The sequence below is a fragment of the Microbulbifer aggregans genome, from assembly GCF_020524005.1.
Lineage (GTDB): Bacteria > Pseudomonadota > Gammaproteobacteria > Pseudomonadales > Cellvibrionaceae > Microbulbifer > Microbulbifer aggregans_A.
The window spans coordinates 328,322-343,620 of the sequence record NZ_JAIVKK010000004.1 but is presented as its reverse complement, the minus strand read 5'-3'; the positions used below and the strand labels follow the sequence as shown (position 1 = coordinate 343,620).

12 protein-coding genes are annotated in these 15,299 nt (G+C 56.4%); 7 read left to right on the top strand and 5 right to left on the bottom strand.

Translation table 11 applies throughout. The features are described 5' to 3' along the window. Positions 1–35: 35 nt before the first annotated feature. From glnL to glnA, 3 genes are all read right to left on the bottom strand, one after another. On the bottom strand, positions 36–1,124 hold the full coding sequence (gene glnL / locus LC093_RS09070) for a nitrogen regulation protein NR(II) (RefSeq protein WP_226664362.1): 1,089 nt from the start codon (positions 1,122–1,124) through the stop codon (positions 36–38). Between the two features lie 315 nt (positions 1,125–1,439). Further along, entirely contained in the window at positions 1,440–2,156 is a 717-nt protein-coding gene (locus LC093_RS09065; protein ID WP_226664360.1) for a DUF4124 domain-containing protein, read from the bottom strand. 138 nt (positions 2,157–2,294) lie between these two features. Further along, the gene (gene glnA / locus LC093_RS09060; RefSeq protein ID WP_226664358.1) at positions 2,295–3,701 is read right to left on the bottom strand and encodes a glutamate--ammonia ligase; all 1,407 of its coding nucleotides are present in this window, start codon (positions 3,699–3,701) and stop codon (positions 2,295–2,297) included. A gap of 365 nt (positions 3,702–4,066) precedes the next feature. Here glnA and thiI point away from each other — a divergent pair, with 365 nt between their 5' ends. The 7 genes from thiI to LC093_RS09025 all read left to right on the top strand — a co-directional run bounded on the left by thiI (position 4,067) and on the right by LC093_RS09025 (position 12,551). After that, positions 4,067–5,539 carry a tRNA uracil 4-sulfurtransferase ThiI gene (gene thiI / locus LC093_RS09055; protein ID WP_226664356.1) on the top strand — a complete coding sequence of 491 codons (1,473 nt, stop codon included), beginning with the start codon at positions 4,067–4,069 and terminating at the stop codon, positions 5,537–5,539. 159 nt (positions 5,540–5,698) lie between these two features. Next, positions 5,699–8,134, top strand: a complete 2,436-nt coding sequence (locus LC093_RS09050) for an Hsp70 family protein (protein ID WP_226664355.1) — start codon at positions 5,699–5,701, stop codon at positions 8,132–8,134. Next, positions 8,115–8,453 carry a hypothetical protein gene (locus LC093_RS09045; protein WP_226664353.1) on the top strand — a complete coding sequence of 113 codons (339 nt, stop codon included), beginning with the start codon at positions 8,115–8,117 and terminating at the stop codon, positions 8,451–8,453. The genes LC093_RS09050 and LC093_RS09045 overlap by 20 nt, the downstream gene beginning before the upstream one ends. Continuing rightward, a complete protein-coding gene (locus LC093_RS09040; protein ID WP_226664351.1) occupies positions 8,453–9,826 on the top strand; it encodes a hypothetical protein in 1,374 nt (457 codons plus the stop codon). The genes LC093_RS09045 and LC093_RS09040 overlap by 1 nt, the downstream gene beginning before the upstream one ends. 149 nt (positions 9,827–9,975) lie before the next feature. Next, positions 9,976–10,359 (top strand): VOC family protein, encoded by a 384-nt coding sequence (locus LC093_RS09035; protein WP_226664349.1) that lies wholly within the window; start codon positions 9,976–9,978, stop codon positions 10,357–10,359. 239 nt (positions 10,360–10,598) lie between these two features. Then, positions 10,599–11,387 (top strand): hypothetical protein, encoded by a 789-nt coding sequence (locus LC093_RS09030; RefSeq protein ID WP_226664347.1) that lies wholly within the window; start codon positions 10,599–10,601, stop codon positions 11,385–11,387. Positions 11,388–11,390: 3 nt separating this feature from the next. Further along, on the top strand, positions 11,391–12,551 hold the full coding sequence (locus tag LC093_RS09025) for a hypothetical protein (RefSeq protein WP_226664345.1): 1,161 nt from the start codon (positions 11,391–11,393) through the stop codon (positions 12,549–12,551). A gap of 144 nt (positions 12,552–12,695) precedes the next feature. Here LC093_RS09025 and LC093_RS09020 read toward each other — a convergent pair whose 3' ends face one another. Together LC093_RS09020 and LC093_RS09015 are read right to left on the bottom strand one after the other, a co-directional pair. Further along, positions 12,696–13,211 (bottom strand): energy transducer TonB, encoded by a 516-nt coding sequence (locus tag LC093_RS09020; protein ID WP_226664343.1) that lies wholly within the window; start codon positions 13,209–13,211, stop codon positions 12,696–12,698. Further along, on the bottom strand, positions 13,204–15,270 hold the full coding sequence (locus tag LC093_RS09015) for an alpha/beta hydrolase family protein (RefSeq protein ID WP_226664341.1): 2,067 nt from the start codon (positions 15,268–15,270) through the stop codon (positions 13,204–13,206). The genes LC093_RS09020 and LC093_RS09015 overlap by 8 nt, the downstream gene beginning before the upstream one ends. Positions 15,271–15,299: the final 29 nt, after the last annotated feature.

Genomic DNA, 15,299 nt, shown 5'->3' with positions numbered 1-15,299 from the left:
CTGCGTTCTTTTTAATAAGTAATCTTGTTCGGCTGCTACTCCGTCAACAGCGGCAAATAAATCTGGAACTCCGTCTGACCGGGCTGGCTTTCACATTTGATGAGCCCCCGGTGCTGGTTAATGATGTGCTGAGAGATCGACAATCCCAGTCCCGATCCCTCTGCGCGCCCGGAAATCATCGGGTAGAAGATCCGTTCGCGAATGTCTTCCGGTATACCCGGCCCGTTGTCGACAATATCGATCCGACACACCAGCGGACACTGGCGGCGGCCAATAGTGAACTGGCGCTGTACCCGGGTACGCACAGTGATACATCCCTTGGCAAGGCCGATACTCTCGTCGATGGCCTGCATAGCGTTGCGTACGATATTCAGAACCGCCTGGATAAGTTGCTCACTATCCGCGGGAATATCCGGGATCGACGGGTCGTAATCGCGCCGGATAATCATTGCCCCGTCGCACTCCGCTTCAATCAGCTGTGCAACGCGCTCGGTAATCGAATGCACATTGACGGGCTGCAGCGTGAGCGGCTTGCGCGATCCCAGCATGCGATCGACCAGGTTGCGCAGCCGATCCGCCTCTTCAATGATGATCTGGGTGTATTCCGCCAGGCCCTCGTCCGGCTGGACGCCCATCTCCACATCTTTCAATTCCCTTTGCAGCAACTGTGCCGCTCCGCGTATTCCGCCGAGAGGATTTTTCACTTCGTGCGCCATACCCCGTACGAGGTTGCGGGTGGTTTCCTGGGCGGCAAGCAGGGCATCTTCACGGGCGATACGCAGCAGGCGATCCATGGACTGGACCTCGAGCAGTAGCAGGCCCAGATCCGACAGTGGAGTCACCGAGTAATCCACCGTGCACTCCTCGAGGTTGTGCAGGATCCACAGCGCCCGGCGCACGGTGTATTTCTCACCGGTGGCAAGTGCATTGCGCAACGCCTGGTCTGCGGCCTGGGACTCCCGCACGACTTCCGCCAATGGCTGGCCCAGGGCCCGCGCGCTCGAGGTCGCAACCAGGTCTTCCGCGGCGGAGTTCAGGTAGTAAATCGACAGGTTTTCATCAAGTACCAGCACGGCTGAAGTGAGGTTATCCAGCAATAGCCGTAACTGACGGTCATTGAGCATGCGGTATTCCGGTTCTCGTTACAGTTCGTTCGCCTAATGGCAGTGCAAGAAGCAAACCAAAATGGCGCACAAGGAAAAGCCAAGTGTTTCGAATGGGGCACAACATACTGGCGAGCACCCAATGTGCACCATTATTGTGCATCGAGCAAAATTTGGCCAGCTTGACGCCTTGGTCAGCACCAAAGGGAAATCAGATAGGGGAGAACAGGCAGGAGTGAAGTACGAGCGTGCAAGAAGGAGGGGCAGCGGAAGACCGCTAAGAATTGAGCCTGGGAGAGCCAGAAGCTCCCAGGCTGGAGGACAGTGAAATACGCACTAGCGGCGCGGTTGCGGCCCGACCCCCGGCGCCTGGGGCATTTTCGGCGCCTGGGGCGCTTGCTGAGCGGGGAAGTCCGGTACCTGCCCTCCCGGTCTCTTCACATGAACCTGAATACTCTGGGATTCCGCCAGTGGCTGGCCTCCTGCACCCAGCAATACCGCCTGAATCGTGTGCGTACCGCGCTCCAGGGCGGAAATATCGAGACTGGTGCCAGTGGAACTGCCCGACCAACGCTGGCCGTCGATCACCGCGAAGAACTGATACTCGCCGCGCGGCACCGGATCCATCGCCACCTGCAACACGATAAAGCGCTGTCCCGGCGGGATCGTGGCGTCATTGGCCGGGCTGACGATGGCGAAATTGACCGGCCCGAGATCATCATTCCGGGGATCATCATCTGACTTGGGGGAAAGTTTGCGTGTGGGCAGGGGGCGCGGCAGTGAAATCGGCTGCACATTGGTGGGACCGATCTTGACCTTTTCCGCCTTCTGACCCGGCGGCGGCGTATCGCTGAACGTAACCTTGCCATCCGGGCCCACCACCTTGTACACCGTGCTCCCGGCGGAGGTCACCGGCTTGTCACTCTGGCTCTTCACCGTATCCGCCGCAGCCATCGCCGGCGCCGTAAGGAAGAATCCACCAGCCAGTCCAACAACCAGTGCCAGAAAAGGACTCGGGAGGCAGCGCTCTGCGCGTTTCACAATGCTCTTCATGGTGCTTTCTTTTCCCTGACCATTCAGTAAAAGGCTAGTGTACCCACATAAAAAAAGCCCGCACCAGAGGTACGGGCTTTTCTTCGCCACTGCGCCACCGGAAGGTGGCAGCAGGGACTGTACAACTCGCGTAACGGATTACACGGAGTAGTACAGCTCGAACTCGACCGGGTGAGTGGTCATGTTCACGCGCTGAACTTCTTCGCGCTTCAGGTCGATGAAGGCGTCGATCGCGTCGTCGGTGAATACACCACCTTCGGTCAGGAACGCGCGGTCCTCGTCCAGTGCGTCCAGAGCCTGTTCCAGGCTGGAAGCTACAGTCGGGTACTCGGCCAGTTCTTCTGCCGGCAGGTCGTACAGGTCTTTGTCTGCAGCGTCGCCAGGGTGGATCTTGTTCTTCACGCCGTCGAGGCCAGCCATCAGCAGAGCAGCGAAGGCCAGGTACGGGTTGGCGGTCGGATCCGGGAAACGGGTCTCGATACGCTTGCCTTTCGGGCTCGACACGAACGGAATGCGGATAGACGCAGAACGGTTACGCGCGGAGTAGGCCAGGATTACCGGTGCTTCGAAGCCAGGAACCAGACGCTTGTAGGAGTTGGTCGAAGAGTTACAGATCGCATTCAGCGCGCGTGCGTGCTTGATGATACCGCCGATGTAGAACAGGGCAGTTTCAGACAGGCCAGCGTATGCGTCACCAGCGAACTGGTTTACGCCGTCTTTGCTGAAGGACTGGTGTACGTGCATACCAGAACCGTTGTCGCCTACCAGCGGCTTCGGCATGAAGGTCGCAGTTTTGCCGTAAGCGTGCGCTACGTTGTGTACTGCGTACTTCAGGATCTGAACTTCGTCAGCCTTTTTGGTCAGGGTGTTGGCGCCAACGCCGATTTCACACTGGCCAGCGGTGCCCACTTCGTGGTGGTGTACTTCGATCACCAGGCCCATAGATTCCATCGCGGAGCACATGGCTGCGCGGATGTCGTGCAGGGAGTCGACCGGCGGAACCGGGAAGTAACCGCCTTTAACGCCCGGACGGTGACCCATGTTGCCTTCGGCGAAGCTTGCGCCGGAAGACCAGGCCGCTTCCTGGGAGTTGATTTTGTAGAAGGCGCCGCCCATTTCGGCACCCCAGGTAATGTCGTCGAATACGAAGAATTCGGGCTCCGGGCCCATCAGCACGGTGTCACCCAGGCCGGTGGACTTCAGGTATTCTTCGGCGCGCAGTGCGATGGAGCGCGGGTCGCGCTCGTAGCCCTGACCGGTGATCGGGTCAACGATGTTACAGCGAATGATTACAGTCGCTTCGTCGGTGAACGGATCCAGGAACGCGGTATCGTCGTCCGGCATCAGGATCATGTCGGATTCGTTGATGCCCTTCCAACCTGCGATGGAAGAACCATCGAACATCTTGCCTTCTTCGAAGAACTCGCCGCCAACTTCCGAGGACGGAATGGAAACGTGTTGTTCCTTACCTTTGGTATCGGTGAATCGCAGGTCTACCCATTTTGCTTCGCTCTCTTTAATGAGCCCGAGCGTTTTCGCTGACATTGCAGTCCTCCAAGAATGAAAAGTTATGTGTCGCGCCAATTCGCTAGTTCTTGTGGCAACTGAATAAGCAAGGAATGTGCCAAATTGGGGCAAGGCCATAAAAATGGCCGCTCGCCGACGCAGAGCCGTGAAATCAATAGTCGCGGGGGCAGCTTAATCTCAAAAATGAATCGATCACAAGCAAAGATGCACCAAAAAAGAACCCGTGCACGCGCGCAGGCACCATTATGGTGCGACGAGCAAAATCTCCACAGCGAGTTTATAATTCGCCACCTTTTACAGGGTCTGCGCTCTCCAGCCTATAACTGCACGATGGAAGCCCCGCAGGCCCGGCAACTTCACTCGCGGTATTCGGCACACTCCCTATGCACTTCGTCGTCAAGTTTTTCCCAGAGATCACCATCAAGAGCAACCCGGTGCGTAAACGCATGTCGCGCCAGCTTGCCGACAATCTGCGCAAACTGCTGCGGCAGCTGGATGACCGTATTCAGGTACGCAAGGACTGGGAAAAGATCGATGTGATCGCCCCGGATGCAGTATCCCACCTTTCCGATCGCATTGAAGAGGTACTGGCGCACACTCCAGGTATCGCCAACTTTGCGCGGGTGCAGCAGTTTCCGCTGGGCGACCTGGACGATATCTACCAGAAGACACTGGCGGCCTGGGGCGAAAGGCTTGCCGGCAAAACCTTCTGTGTGCGCGTGAAACGCACCGGCAAGCACGACTTCCAGTCCCTCGACGTGGAGCAATACGTCGGCGGCGGCCTGAACCAGAATACCGATGCGGCCGGCGTAAAACTCAAAAACCCCGACATCACCGTGAAGCTGGAAGTCCGCCACGACAAGCTGAACATCATCGAACAGCTCCACCAGGGCCTCGGCGGCTTCCCGCTGGGCACTCAGGACCCGGTATTGTCACTGGTGTCCGGCGGCTTCGACTCCACCGTCGCCAGCTATCTCACCATCAAGCGCGGGATTCGTACCCACTACCTGTTTTTCAATCTCGGCGGCCGCCAGCATGAGCTGGGGGTAAAAGAGGTGGCCTTCTACCTGTGGGAAAAATACGCCGCTTCTCACCGGGTGCGCTTTGTCACCGTACCGTTTGACGAAGTGGTGGCAGAGATTCTCGAGCAGGTTGACGATTCCTATATGGGCGTAACATTGAAACGCATGATGCTGCGCGCCGCCTCCGTCATCGCCAAAGAACTGGAGGTAGATGCGGTGGTAACCGGGGAAGCCATCGCCCAGGTTTCCAGCCAGACCCTGAAAAACCTCGCCGTAATCGACAGCGTCACCGACACCCTGGTACTGCGCCCGCTGATCGCTTCCGACAAGACCGACATCATCCGTACCGCGCGCGAAATCGGCACCGAAGAATTCGCCGCAAACATGCCGGAATACTGCGGCGTGATTTCGGTAAAACCCACCACCCGCGCAAAAATGGAAAAGGTGGAGAAAGAGGAAACCCGCTTCGATTTCAGCGTACTGGACCGCGCCGTAGGCAACCGCGTGATACAGAATATCGACGAAGTGATGCAGGACCTGCGAGACGATGCCCCGCCGGTGGAAGTTGTCACAGAGCCGGGCAACGCTACCGTAATCGATATCCGTCACCCGACAGAAGAAGAAGTAAATCCACTGGAACTGGACGATACCGAAGTGGAGACCATCCCCTTCTATCGTCTGAGCACCGCATTCCAGAAACTGGATACAGACAAGCACTACCTGCTGTACTGTGACCGCGGTGTGATGAGCCAACTACATGCCTCGCACCTGCTGGACGCGGGCTACCGCAACGTGGGCGTTTTCCGCCCCGAGAAACCCAAAGCGAACCAGTAAGCTCACCGTATTGCCGGGGCCAGGAGACGGCCCCGGCCTCCCACCCTCATTTCAGCTCCACTGCCTGCCCTACTGTTTCCAACCCGATCCACTCTGGAATCGGGGACTGCCATTCCTATAGAATCCAAAGCCAAGAAAAATAATTCCAAAGGGAAAAGGATGACCAAGCTGTATCTGGGTATAGATCTGGGCACCACCAATTCGGCTGCCGCGGTTTTCGATGGGGAACGAGTATCGGTCGTACCCAACAAACGCGGACAGGAAAATACGCCATCTATTGTTCGTATAGTCGGTGACAACGTCATGGTCGGCGACCGTGCCCGCAAATTCCTGGACACTGATGCAGCCAATACGCACCGCGAATTCAAACGTCTTATGGGCACGGGAAATCGCACTGCTGCGGATAGCCATGGCAAGCAGTGGTCACCAGAGCAGCTTTCCGCTGAAGTACTCAAGGCTCTGCTGGATGACACCGAAACTGCCCGTGGTATACGGCCCAGCCAGGCCGTCATCACCGTACCCGCACTGTTCGAGCTTCCGCAGAGCAAGGCAACCTCGGAAGCCGCACACTTCGCCGGCCTGCAAAAGGTGGAATTGTTGCCGGAGCCGGTGGCATCTGCGTTTGCCGCTGGCTGGTCGGAAGACTCTGTCGGCCAATCCTGGCTGATATTTGATCTCGGCGGCGGCACCTTCGATGCTTCCCTGGTGGAAGCGAGAGATGGCCTGCTGCGTGTGATCGGGCACGATGGTGACAACTTCCTGGGGGGCCGCGATATCGATCGCCTGCTGGCCGAGTGGGCTGTACGGCAACTCGAGGTAGAGCACCACATTCATATCCCGCTTCACGATCCCGCCCACAAGGCGCTGACCGCCAAACTGTACAGCGAAGTGGAGCAAGCCAAAATCCGCCTCTCCACGCAGTCCGCGACCACCGTTGAAGTTGACCTGGAATTAAACGGCGAGGAGATCATCAGCGAATTAGCGCTGAGCCGTGCAGAACTTGAGCTTTTATGCGAGCCGATCATCAATCGCGCCCTGGAGATCTGTCGGCGCCTGCTGGCTGAGCATGGCCTGGATGAAGGCGGGCTGGATCGCACGGTACTGGTCGGGGGGCCGGCCAATATGCCGGTAATCCGCAATCGAATCACCGCAGAGCTTGCACCGCTCGCCGCCGCAGATCGAAACCCCATGACACTGGTCGCAGAAGGCGCCGCCTTATACGCCGTTTCGATTGGACTCGGTACCGAGCAGGAAGCGGCCAGCTCGCAGGCAGGCAGCGCCTGTAAACTCTGGCTGCAATACCCGAACGTTTGCTCCGAGCTGGACCCCACTGTGATGGGGCGAATAGTCAGTGCCGATGGCAGTACGCCCGCCTGTGTACAATTTATTCGCGATGGCTGGGAAGGGGAAAAAGTTTCCCTGAATCAGGAAAACGCATTCCTCACATCTGTCAGTATCCAGCCGAGCAAAGCCACGCAATTTGAAGTGCACTGTTACGACGCAAGTGGCCAGCGGGTGACGGCGCACCCGGAAAAAATTTCCATAATGCACGGGCTGACCCTGTCCGATCCTCCGCTGTCCCGCTCAATCGGCGTGGCGCTGGCTAATGGTTACGTCAAAACATTTCTCGAACGGGGTACCCCGCTACCCGCGCGGCGAACCTTTTCCCAGTCCACAGTCGACACCTTGATGCCCGGCACACAGGCTGAACTCAATATTCCTATTGTTCAGGGTGAGCGCGCCAAGGCCCGCTACTGTCGGCGGGTGGGCAACCTGGTTATCCGCGCATCGGATCTGAAAAAGCCATTGCATGCGGGATCGAGAGTAGAGATTTCACTCGAAGTAGACCGCGGCGGCAATATGCAGTCACAAGCCTCGCTGCCGGACCAGGACTTAATTATCACCGGGGTTGCCGAACTCATTATTCCCAGCGCCGACCCCCATGCGATGCGCGCAATGTGGCAATCGCTACAGCAGCGCGTCGCGGTCCTGCAGCAAGATGCCTTCAGGGAGCGCAGCGAAAGCATGGTTCGCCTTCTCGAGCGCCAGCAGCATCAGCTTGCCGAAGTCGGCACACAGTTAGCCGGCGCGGTTGACGATGAGGATACCCGGCAACGCCTTTACCGGAACCTGCTCGAAGTCGAAGCGGAAGTCGAAGAGCTGACCCAGCGTGGACAAGTCAATGAGCTGCGGGATCAGTGCGAAACGGAATACCTGAATGCACAATATTGTGTTGTGCAATGGGGCAGCGATACGGACAAGCAATTGCTCGCCAGCCTTGAGAAAAAAATGGCAGCTGCACTCGAAGCCGGGCGTGTCACCGAACTCGAAAGAATTATTGAGCAGCTGGAGCGAATCAATCAGACCGCCTACCGCAAAAGTCCCGAATTCTGGGCAGAGCAGTTTCATCACGCTGCTTCGCGCGTCCACGAAGCCCGCGACATGAAGCGAGCCAAGCGACTGATTGAGCAGGGCCACAGCCTCCTCGAACAGGGGAAATCCGAGCAGCTTCGAGGCATCACCCAGTCCTTGTGGGCACTACTGCCCGATCTGGTCCGCGCAGCTGAGGATACCCATGATTCCGGCGTTTTTTAACAATCCCGCGGCCTCAGGCTGGCCATTCTGGGTTTTGCAGCTGACGCCAGCGGCAAGCCTGAATGATGTAAACCGGGCAGCCCGCGATCTCGCGGGCAAGTTGACCCTGCAGCTGGATGGCGCTGGCGAATACTCCACCCCAGTGGGCGTCATGCAACGAGATGAGTTTCTCATTCGGGAAGCACAGGCTGTCTTGATTGATCCGGAGCGGCGCCTGTTGGCCGAATTCTGGTACTTACCACCGGTACCCGCCTGTGAGGAACAGAGCGAAAAGGCCGTCACCGCCGAACAGTGGCGCGAGCATTTCGGAGTGGCCTGATGCATATTCTGTTCATCTTATTCTGGGTCCTGATCTTTGCTTTGCGGGCATACAACAGCAGCGAACACAAAGGGCAAAAAGCCTCATCGCAAGCGCGGATACTGGGCTTTTTCGTCTGGGTGCTTGCCGTAATCACGTTCCTGATTTTCAGGCCCTACGACAACCCGGGCAGCGTGGCCGCTCTCGTCGCAATTGTATTCTTTCTATTCCCATCCATCTGGATAAAGGCACCTATCGCCGCAGGCTGGATTATCCCGAGCTATTACCTCAGCTTTTTAATTCTGCGAGTAAATGGACACGCCATTCGCGCCGGCGCTGCGTTCAATGGTTATCGGGCCCTGCTCAGAAAACCGCATATTTCCGCAGAAAAACGAAAAAAAATTCTCAGCTGGCTGCTTCGCAAAATTGAGCGTGAAAAAGGCAGAATCACCAGCGGTGATATGCTGCTCCATGCAGTACTGAATACGGATGGCGCACCCGACGAACTCGAAAGGCAGTTGGACACACTCTTTTATCTCAGGAAAGAATGCGTACCTCTCCCGATGGTCCGCTTTTGTTTCGCGCGCCTACTGGCTCAGGCGCTTGGCGAACAAGACTGGAAAAAAGTGGCAAGCATCAGCAACAAGTGGCGAAAGAAATGGCGACTGCCGCTGGCTACTCTCATTGAACTCAGCTACCACCGGCATATGAAAACCAGGCGGGTCGATCCGTTTAGCTATTTCTTTCTCTGGCTGGAGTGTGGCTGCCCTCGCTGGTTGTCACAACTGCCCTTCAGTAAAGCTACCGAAGATGCGGCCGGGGACAGAGGTGACCCTGCCGAGCTAAAGCCGAGGCTTGTCCAATCCGCCCTTACTGGCAAACTGCTGGACCCGGAAATTGGTTCAGCCAACATTCTGCTATCGCCGGACCAACTTGCCGCCTGGAAATCACGCGCACAGACATTGCATTGCCGCAACCCGGAAGCGGCCATCGCGAAAATTGAGCAGTCCTTAACCGCTGCCTGTGAAAACAGCCCCCTCTCAACAGCCATGTCTACACCTGGCGACGATGCGTTAAACCGACTGCGCTATCAAGCGCGCTCCATCTACCGGCGGCAAGCCTCGAAGCAGCTACAGGCGGGATCCGTAGAATTTCAGGAGTGGCTGAATTTTGTTTCGGCCTATGAGCAGCTTGCCAGCGACAAAAATGATCGCTACGAAGCCTATTCTCTGGTTGAAGGCGTCATCTGGAACTGGATGGCCGACTTGTGGAATATCAAGAAAGAACGTCACCTGGCCTTTATGATATGCGGTTATATGAACCCTCACGCGCAGGAATTCGGCTCTGAAGCTGGCCAGGTGTACAAGCAGGTGCTGGAGGGAAAACTGGGCTAATCCAGCCACTGCAACAATCCAACGAAGCTCTTTCCCGCGCGAGCCTGGCCAGCAAAGCGATACACAACAGGAACGTTTTGGCCTAGCATCGTGCTCTGGTTCGCGGCAAGCTGTCGTCGCGACAAACGCAATAGACCAAAGGAGTCACGATGTTTAGCCATGTAATGCTCGGTGCCAACGATATCCAGGAATCAAAAACCTTTTACGATGCCATTCTGGGAACACTTGGCTACAAACCCGGTATCTTTGATGAACACGGCCGCTGTTTCTACTTTACAGATAGCGGTGTATTCGCGCTCACCAAACCCATTGATGGAAACCCGGCCTCCTGCGGCAACGGCAGCACCATCGGATTTACCGTAGAGAGCCCCGAGCAGGGTGACGCCTGGCATGCAGCGGGTGTGGCCAATGGCGGTACCAGCTGTGAGGACGCTCCGGGTACCCGTGAAGGCTCCGGTATGAAGCTGTATCTCGCTTATCTGCGCGACCCATCCGGCAACAAGATCTGCGCGCTGCACCGCCTGCCCGCGTAAATCCACATCGCCACTCGCCCGCGCATTTCTTTAAATGCCGGGTGAGACGGCACTCTATATCCCCACTCAAAGTCTCTCGAATATTGACAGAGCGCATCAACTGAATCATTCGAGTAATCCAAAAGAGAAACGTTTAACGTCACTCACGCGAATTTCTGTCGCCTGATCCGACGACAAATACGCCGCACAGAAATTCTTGCGATACCTTACAGGAACCCCCGCCCGCAAAGGTTTCTCGCATGCGCCTGTTCAAACTCGTATTGCTTGCCGTTCTGCTTGTTCAGAACGCAGCTTTCGCTGAGCCGTTTCATTTCAAAAGCGAATACACGCCGCAACAAATAAAAGACTTTTTTGCCAAAACTTACACGGACGATATCAAGTCGCAGCCGCAACGCATTCTGGATCCGGAATATGCCCGTGACGCCCAACTACGCTTCCTGATGGTCGCCGATTATATTGACCTCAACAAAGATCTTACATTTCTTGAAGAATACGGCCTGAAAAAGGTTTCCGCGACATCCTATCAAATCGATATGCAACGCCACCCAGGGTGGATAAAAGCCCAGGACCTCACCACCATCCTCCACCCCAAAACCTTCGATGACTTCGACAAAAACCGGCTCCGTGAAAAAGGGTTAACAGATAAGGAAGTAGCGCTGGTAGACGCCCACATTCAGAAATCTGATTTACCCGCCAAAACCCAGGATCAGTTTCGCAAGTACATTATTTTGCATGGAGAAGATCTTGCAGCGCAGTTTTTTACTGAGAATGCAGATAAATTTTCGGTCTTCGACCGCTACAGGAATGCCATCGACCGCCAAACACGGCAGCTCAACAATGTATGGCTGAGAAGCCTGCTCGACCAACTGGAGCCGCCTGCACAAGCTATATTTCTGTCCTTTCTTTTTGAAAGTGTCGGGAAAGCGACGATATTCCCCAGCAGCAATGTCAACGTGCAAATCGAAACCTTTTTTCGGTCCATGCAGGACGGAACCCTGCAGGAAGCGATGAAAACGGCAGAGCGCTGATCGATGCAACGCAAGTCCGCGCTGAATCATCACGGCAACCCTCGCGCATTGCTGAAAGCGATTTCCACCCCACTGGCATCGATATTCGGCAGCGGGTTTCTGGTTATGGTGCCGATTCTCTCAGGCGCAGTCGGTATGTACGCGGGACTGGCGATGGCAATTGTTTGCGCTATAGCGTACTGCGTGGGCCACGTGATCCGCTTCAATATCCGGCATGCAGAACCGGCCCTGCGAAGTGATCCAAAGGAATCCACACTGGCGTTCGAACGCAGTTCCGACCTGGCACTCGTACTCGCCTACGTTATCTCGGTATGTCTCTACCTGCACATTCTCTCTGCATTCGTCCTCGGCAGCCTGCACCTCGACAAAAATTTCAATGAAGATCTGCTAACCACCGCAGTCATTCTTTTTATTATGGCTGTCGGCGTAATACGCGGGCTGACAGGCCTCGCATCCCTGGAAGGTGTAGCACTGCTGGTCACGCTGGTGATCATTGTGCTCTTGATAGGAGGGTTCGCTCTTTACGACCTGAATGCGTGGCGATCACCGGCGGGTATGACACTTTTCAAAGCAAAGCATCACAGTGTGTGGGAAGTTCTGACAATCGTGGCCGGCACGTTGATCGTGGTACAAGGATTTGAAACCACCCGCTACCTGGAGGATACGTTTGATACCGATACCCGTATACGCGCCTCCCGCTGGTCACAGCTGATTTCCACGGGCGTATATCTGGTGTTTATTGCGGTGGCACTGCCACTCGTGCATACATTGAACGGGAAGTACGATGATAACAGCCTGCTGCACCTCGCAGCCGCTGCATCGCCGCTACTGGTCGCACCACTGGTAATTGCCGCGGCAATGAGCCAGTTTTCCGCTGCCGTCGCCGATACCCTGGCCGCCACCGGCAACCTTGAGGAAGTCACCCACCACCAGCTCAAACTGCGCTTTGCTACCGTACTGGTCGGTATCGGTGCCATCGCGCTGACCTGGACCGCTGATACCATGCAGATCGTGGCTTTAGCATCCCGGGCATTCGCCTTTTACTACCTGCTGCAATGCCTGGTAGCTATCAGTATCAGTAAGACCGCGACGCAGCGCGCCTTCTTCATTGTCGTGGCAGCCATACTGGGCTTTGTTACCGCATTTGCTGTGCCTGCGAGCTGAATATCCAGAGAAACGCCCTCGCTGCCTGATATAAAAACTGCCAGGCACAAAAAAGCCCGGTATCCATACCGGGCTTTTTTGGGGGGTATCAGCGGCGAACCGCTGTTGGGCTTTCCCGATCCAGAGAAAATTTTTATCAGCGTGTCAGCTCGCGGATTGCTCCGCGTTCATACACGCTTCTTTTTTTGCTTCGTCGTCATCTTTGCCTTCTTCGCACTGTTCAGCTTCGTAGTAGAACTGAAAGCGCCACTCCTGGTTTGGCCAGTTTTTTTCAGAGGGCACAAACTGCCAGTTTTTCATGGCCGCCAGAATCGGTGCAGCGAACACCTGAACTTCTTCACTGGTTTTTTCTTTCAGTACAACGCTGGAAACACTGCCGTCCCGCTCAACATTGAATGAAAAGAACAGCGCACCTTCTACTTTGTCTTTGAGCGCTTTTTTGATTTTCTTGTTATCAGAAAAATCCGGGCGTTCGTAGTACCAGAAGGACAACCCTTTTTCTCGGAACTCCTGCTGTTTCTGCTGGCGGTAGCCGTTGCGCTCGGCATTGCGGCACTCGCTGAAGCTGTCAAAAGTGGAGCAGTCCGGGCGCTGCCAGTCCAGGCTGAATGCCTGGCTGGCCACGAGCAGGGAAGCGGCGGCGATCACTTGCTTAACCACGTTTCACCTCGTCGTAGAATTTGTATTCAAGACCGTGGGCACCTTCCGGTACACAGTCGTTGGCCGGTGCATCGGTGGGCTTGCCATCGCCAATGTGGCGATTGAAGAAGTCGATCATGCGGCAGTAGATTTCTTTCTGGCTGTTCTTCTCACGGGCGCCGTGGAAAGCGCGTGGGGCGACCAGGGTTTCCAGTGCGTGATCCTGCTTCTCCAGTGCATCGCGCATGGCCCAGTAGTGTTCGATGGGTACACGTACGTCGCGGGCACCCTGCACCAGGAATACCGGTGCCTTGATGCGCTCGGCATTGCGCGCCGGGGAACGCTGGCGGTGTACTTCCGGGTCAGTACCGGTGGCTTCTGCCAGGTACTTGCGGCCAGCCTTGCGCAGGCGGATATCGCCGTGGGTACTGAAGATCTCCATGTCGTATACGCCAACGTAGCCGATGCCACACTGGTAGAGGTCCGGCTCTTTGGTAACACCCTGCATAGCCGCGTAGCCACCGTAGGAAGCGCCGTAGATACAGATGCGATCCGGATCCGCAATGCCAGCCTGGATTGCCCAGTGGGTTGCGTCAGTCAGGTCATCCTGCATTTCCATGCCCCAGTGACCGTACCAGTCGAACAGGAAGTCGCGACCGTAGCCACCGGAACCGCGATAGTTCACGTGCATCACGGCGTAGCCGGCGTTGGCGAACACGACGCGTTCCTTGTTGTAGCCCCAGTAGTCACGCGGGCCGTGCGGACCGCCGTGTGGCAGGATGATCAGCGGCAGCTTTTTCGCTTCCTTGTTCACCGGCAGGGTGAGGTAACCATTTATTTCCAGACCGTCACGGGCGTTGAAGCGCACCGGGTGGGTAGCCGGAATCTTCGCCGGGTCGATCCAGTCCGCCTGGTTGGCGAGGAACTTCAGCGCGCCGTCAAACTGGTTGTACACGTAGTATTTGCCCGGTGCACGGTCGTCGCCCACATGCACCACCCACTCGTTGCCATCGCTGGTACGGTTGAGAATCTGGATGTGCTTGTTGGGGAAGGTTCCCTGCAGGCGCTTGTGTGTCTTGGCGTAGTGGTTATCTTCGTCGATGTACACAACAACCGGGTAGTCGTAGTTGACCAGTGCACCCCAGGGGTTGCCGTCGTCATCATTGAAGATGCGGTCGTAGTCCACTTTCGGGTGACGGTAAACCAGCTTCTTCTCACCGGTTTTCACGTTGTAGCGGTACAGACCTTTGGTGGGTGCCTCGATCGTATCGGTGTACCACATCCAGTCTTCGTCTTTGGTCCAGCCCATAGGCTCGAAGAAACCGTCCTTATTGTGGAATACGGTCTCGTCCCAATCGCCGCCGGCATTTTTGGTGGCAACGACGGTCGCATCGAAGTCGTCCGGGAGTTTGCCTACCCAGTGGGTGATTTCACCGTTCTTGTCCATCACCGGGCGACCCATACGGATCGGAGAACGGGCGATACGGGTGGTCTTGCCGGTGTAGATATTCAGCTTGTAAATATACTTCAGCGGAAAGTTCAGGGAGCTACCAGACGGGTACACCTCGATGCGGTAGTGCTTGTCGTCGATCTTGCCGGCCAGCGCGGCACCTTCACCGCCGCCGTAATCGCTGGTGCCGGTAAAAATGATTTCCTTGCGCGAACCGTCGACGTTCATGCCGGCAATCTGCGAGGTACTTGCATCTTCCGCGACCGCAGACTTCGTGGTGAAGCTGAACAGTACCCGCTCTTTGTTCGCCCAGCGGATCGCACTGACACCGACGTCGCCAGACATCTGCAGGGTGGATTTGATCTCCATGGTGCGGCGGTCGATGATCAGGCCATCGGTCATACCATCTTCACGCATGCGACCGGCGGCGAAATAGCGGCCGTCCGGGGAAATACGGATATTGGTGTAGGCCACCGGGCGGAACAGGTCTTCAAACGGAACCGGCATTTCGCCCAGGCTGGCAAACGGCTTGTCTGCCTTTTCTTTCGCGACTGCCGGCGTCGGCAGCACGCTCATCGCAGCAATCGCACCGGTAACCACCGCGGCGCTCAGCATTGATAACATTTTCATTATTTAACTCCTGTGGCCGGCGCCCGATA

Coding starts and splice junctions, on each gene's coding strand:
- LC093_RS09015 (WP_226664341.1), bottom strand. CDS start 15,270: ATGAAAATGTTATCAATGCTGAGCGCCGCGGTGGTTACCGGTGCGATT.
- thiI (WP_226664356.1), top strand. CDS start 4,067: ATGCACTTCGTCGTCAAGTTTTTCCCAGAGATCACCATCAAGAGCAAC.
- LC093_RS09030 (WP_226664347.1), top strand. CDS start 10,599: ATGCGCCTGTTCAAACTCGTATTGCTTGCCGTTCTGCTTGTTCAGAAC.
- glnA (WP_226664358.1), bottom strand. CDS start 3,701: ATGTCAGCGAAAACGCTCGGGCTCATTAAAGAGAGCGAAGCAAAATGG.
- LC093_RS09040 (WP_226664351.1), top strand. CDS start 8,453: ATGCATATTCTGTTCATCTTATTCTGGGTCCTGATCTTTGCTTTGCGG.
- LC093_RS09035 (WP_226664349.1), top strand. CDS start 9,976: ATGTTTAGCCATGTAATGCTCGGTGCCAACGATATCCAGGAATCAAAA.
- LC093_RS09045 (WP_226664353.1), top strand. CDS start 8,115: ATGATTCCGGCGTTTTTTAACAATCCCGCGGCCTCAGGCTGGCCATTC.
- LC093_RS09065 (WP_226664360.1), bottom strand. CDS start 2,156: ATGAAGAGCATTGTGAAACGCGCAGAGCGCTGCCTCCCGAGTCCTTTT.
- LC093_RS09025 (WP_226664345.1), top strand. CDS start 11,391: ATGCAACGCAAGTCCGCGCTGAATCATCACGGCAACCCTCGCGCATTG.
- glnL (WP_226664362.1), bottom strand. CDS start 1,124: ATGCTCAATGACCGTCAGTTACGGCTATTGCTGGATAACCTCACTTCA.
- LC093_RS09050 (WP_226664355.1), top strand. CDS start 5,699: ATGACCAAGCTGTATCTGGGTATAGATCTGGGCACCACCAATTCGGCT.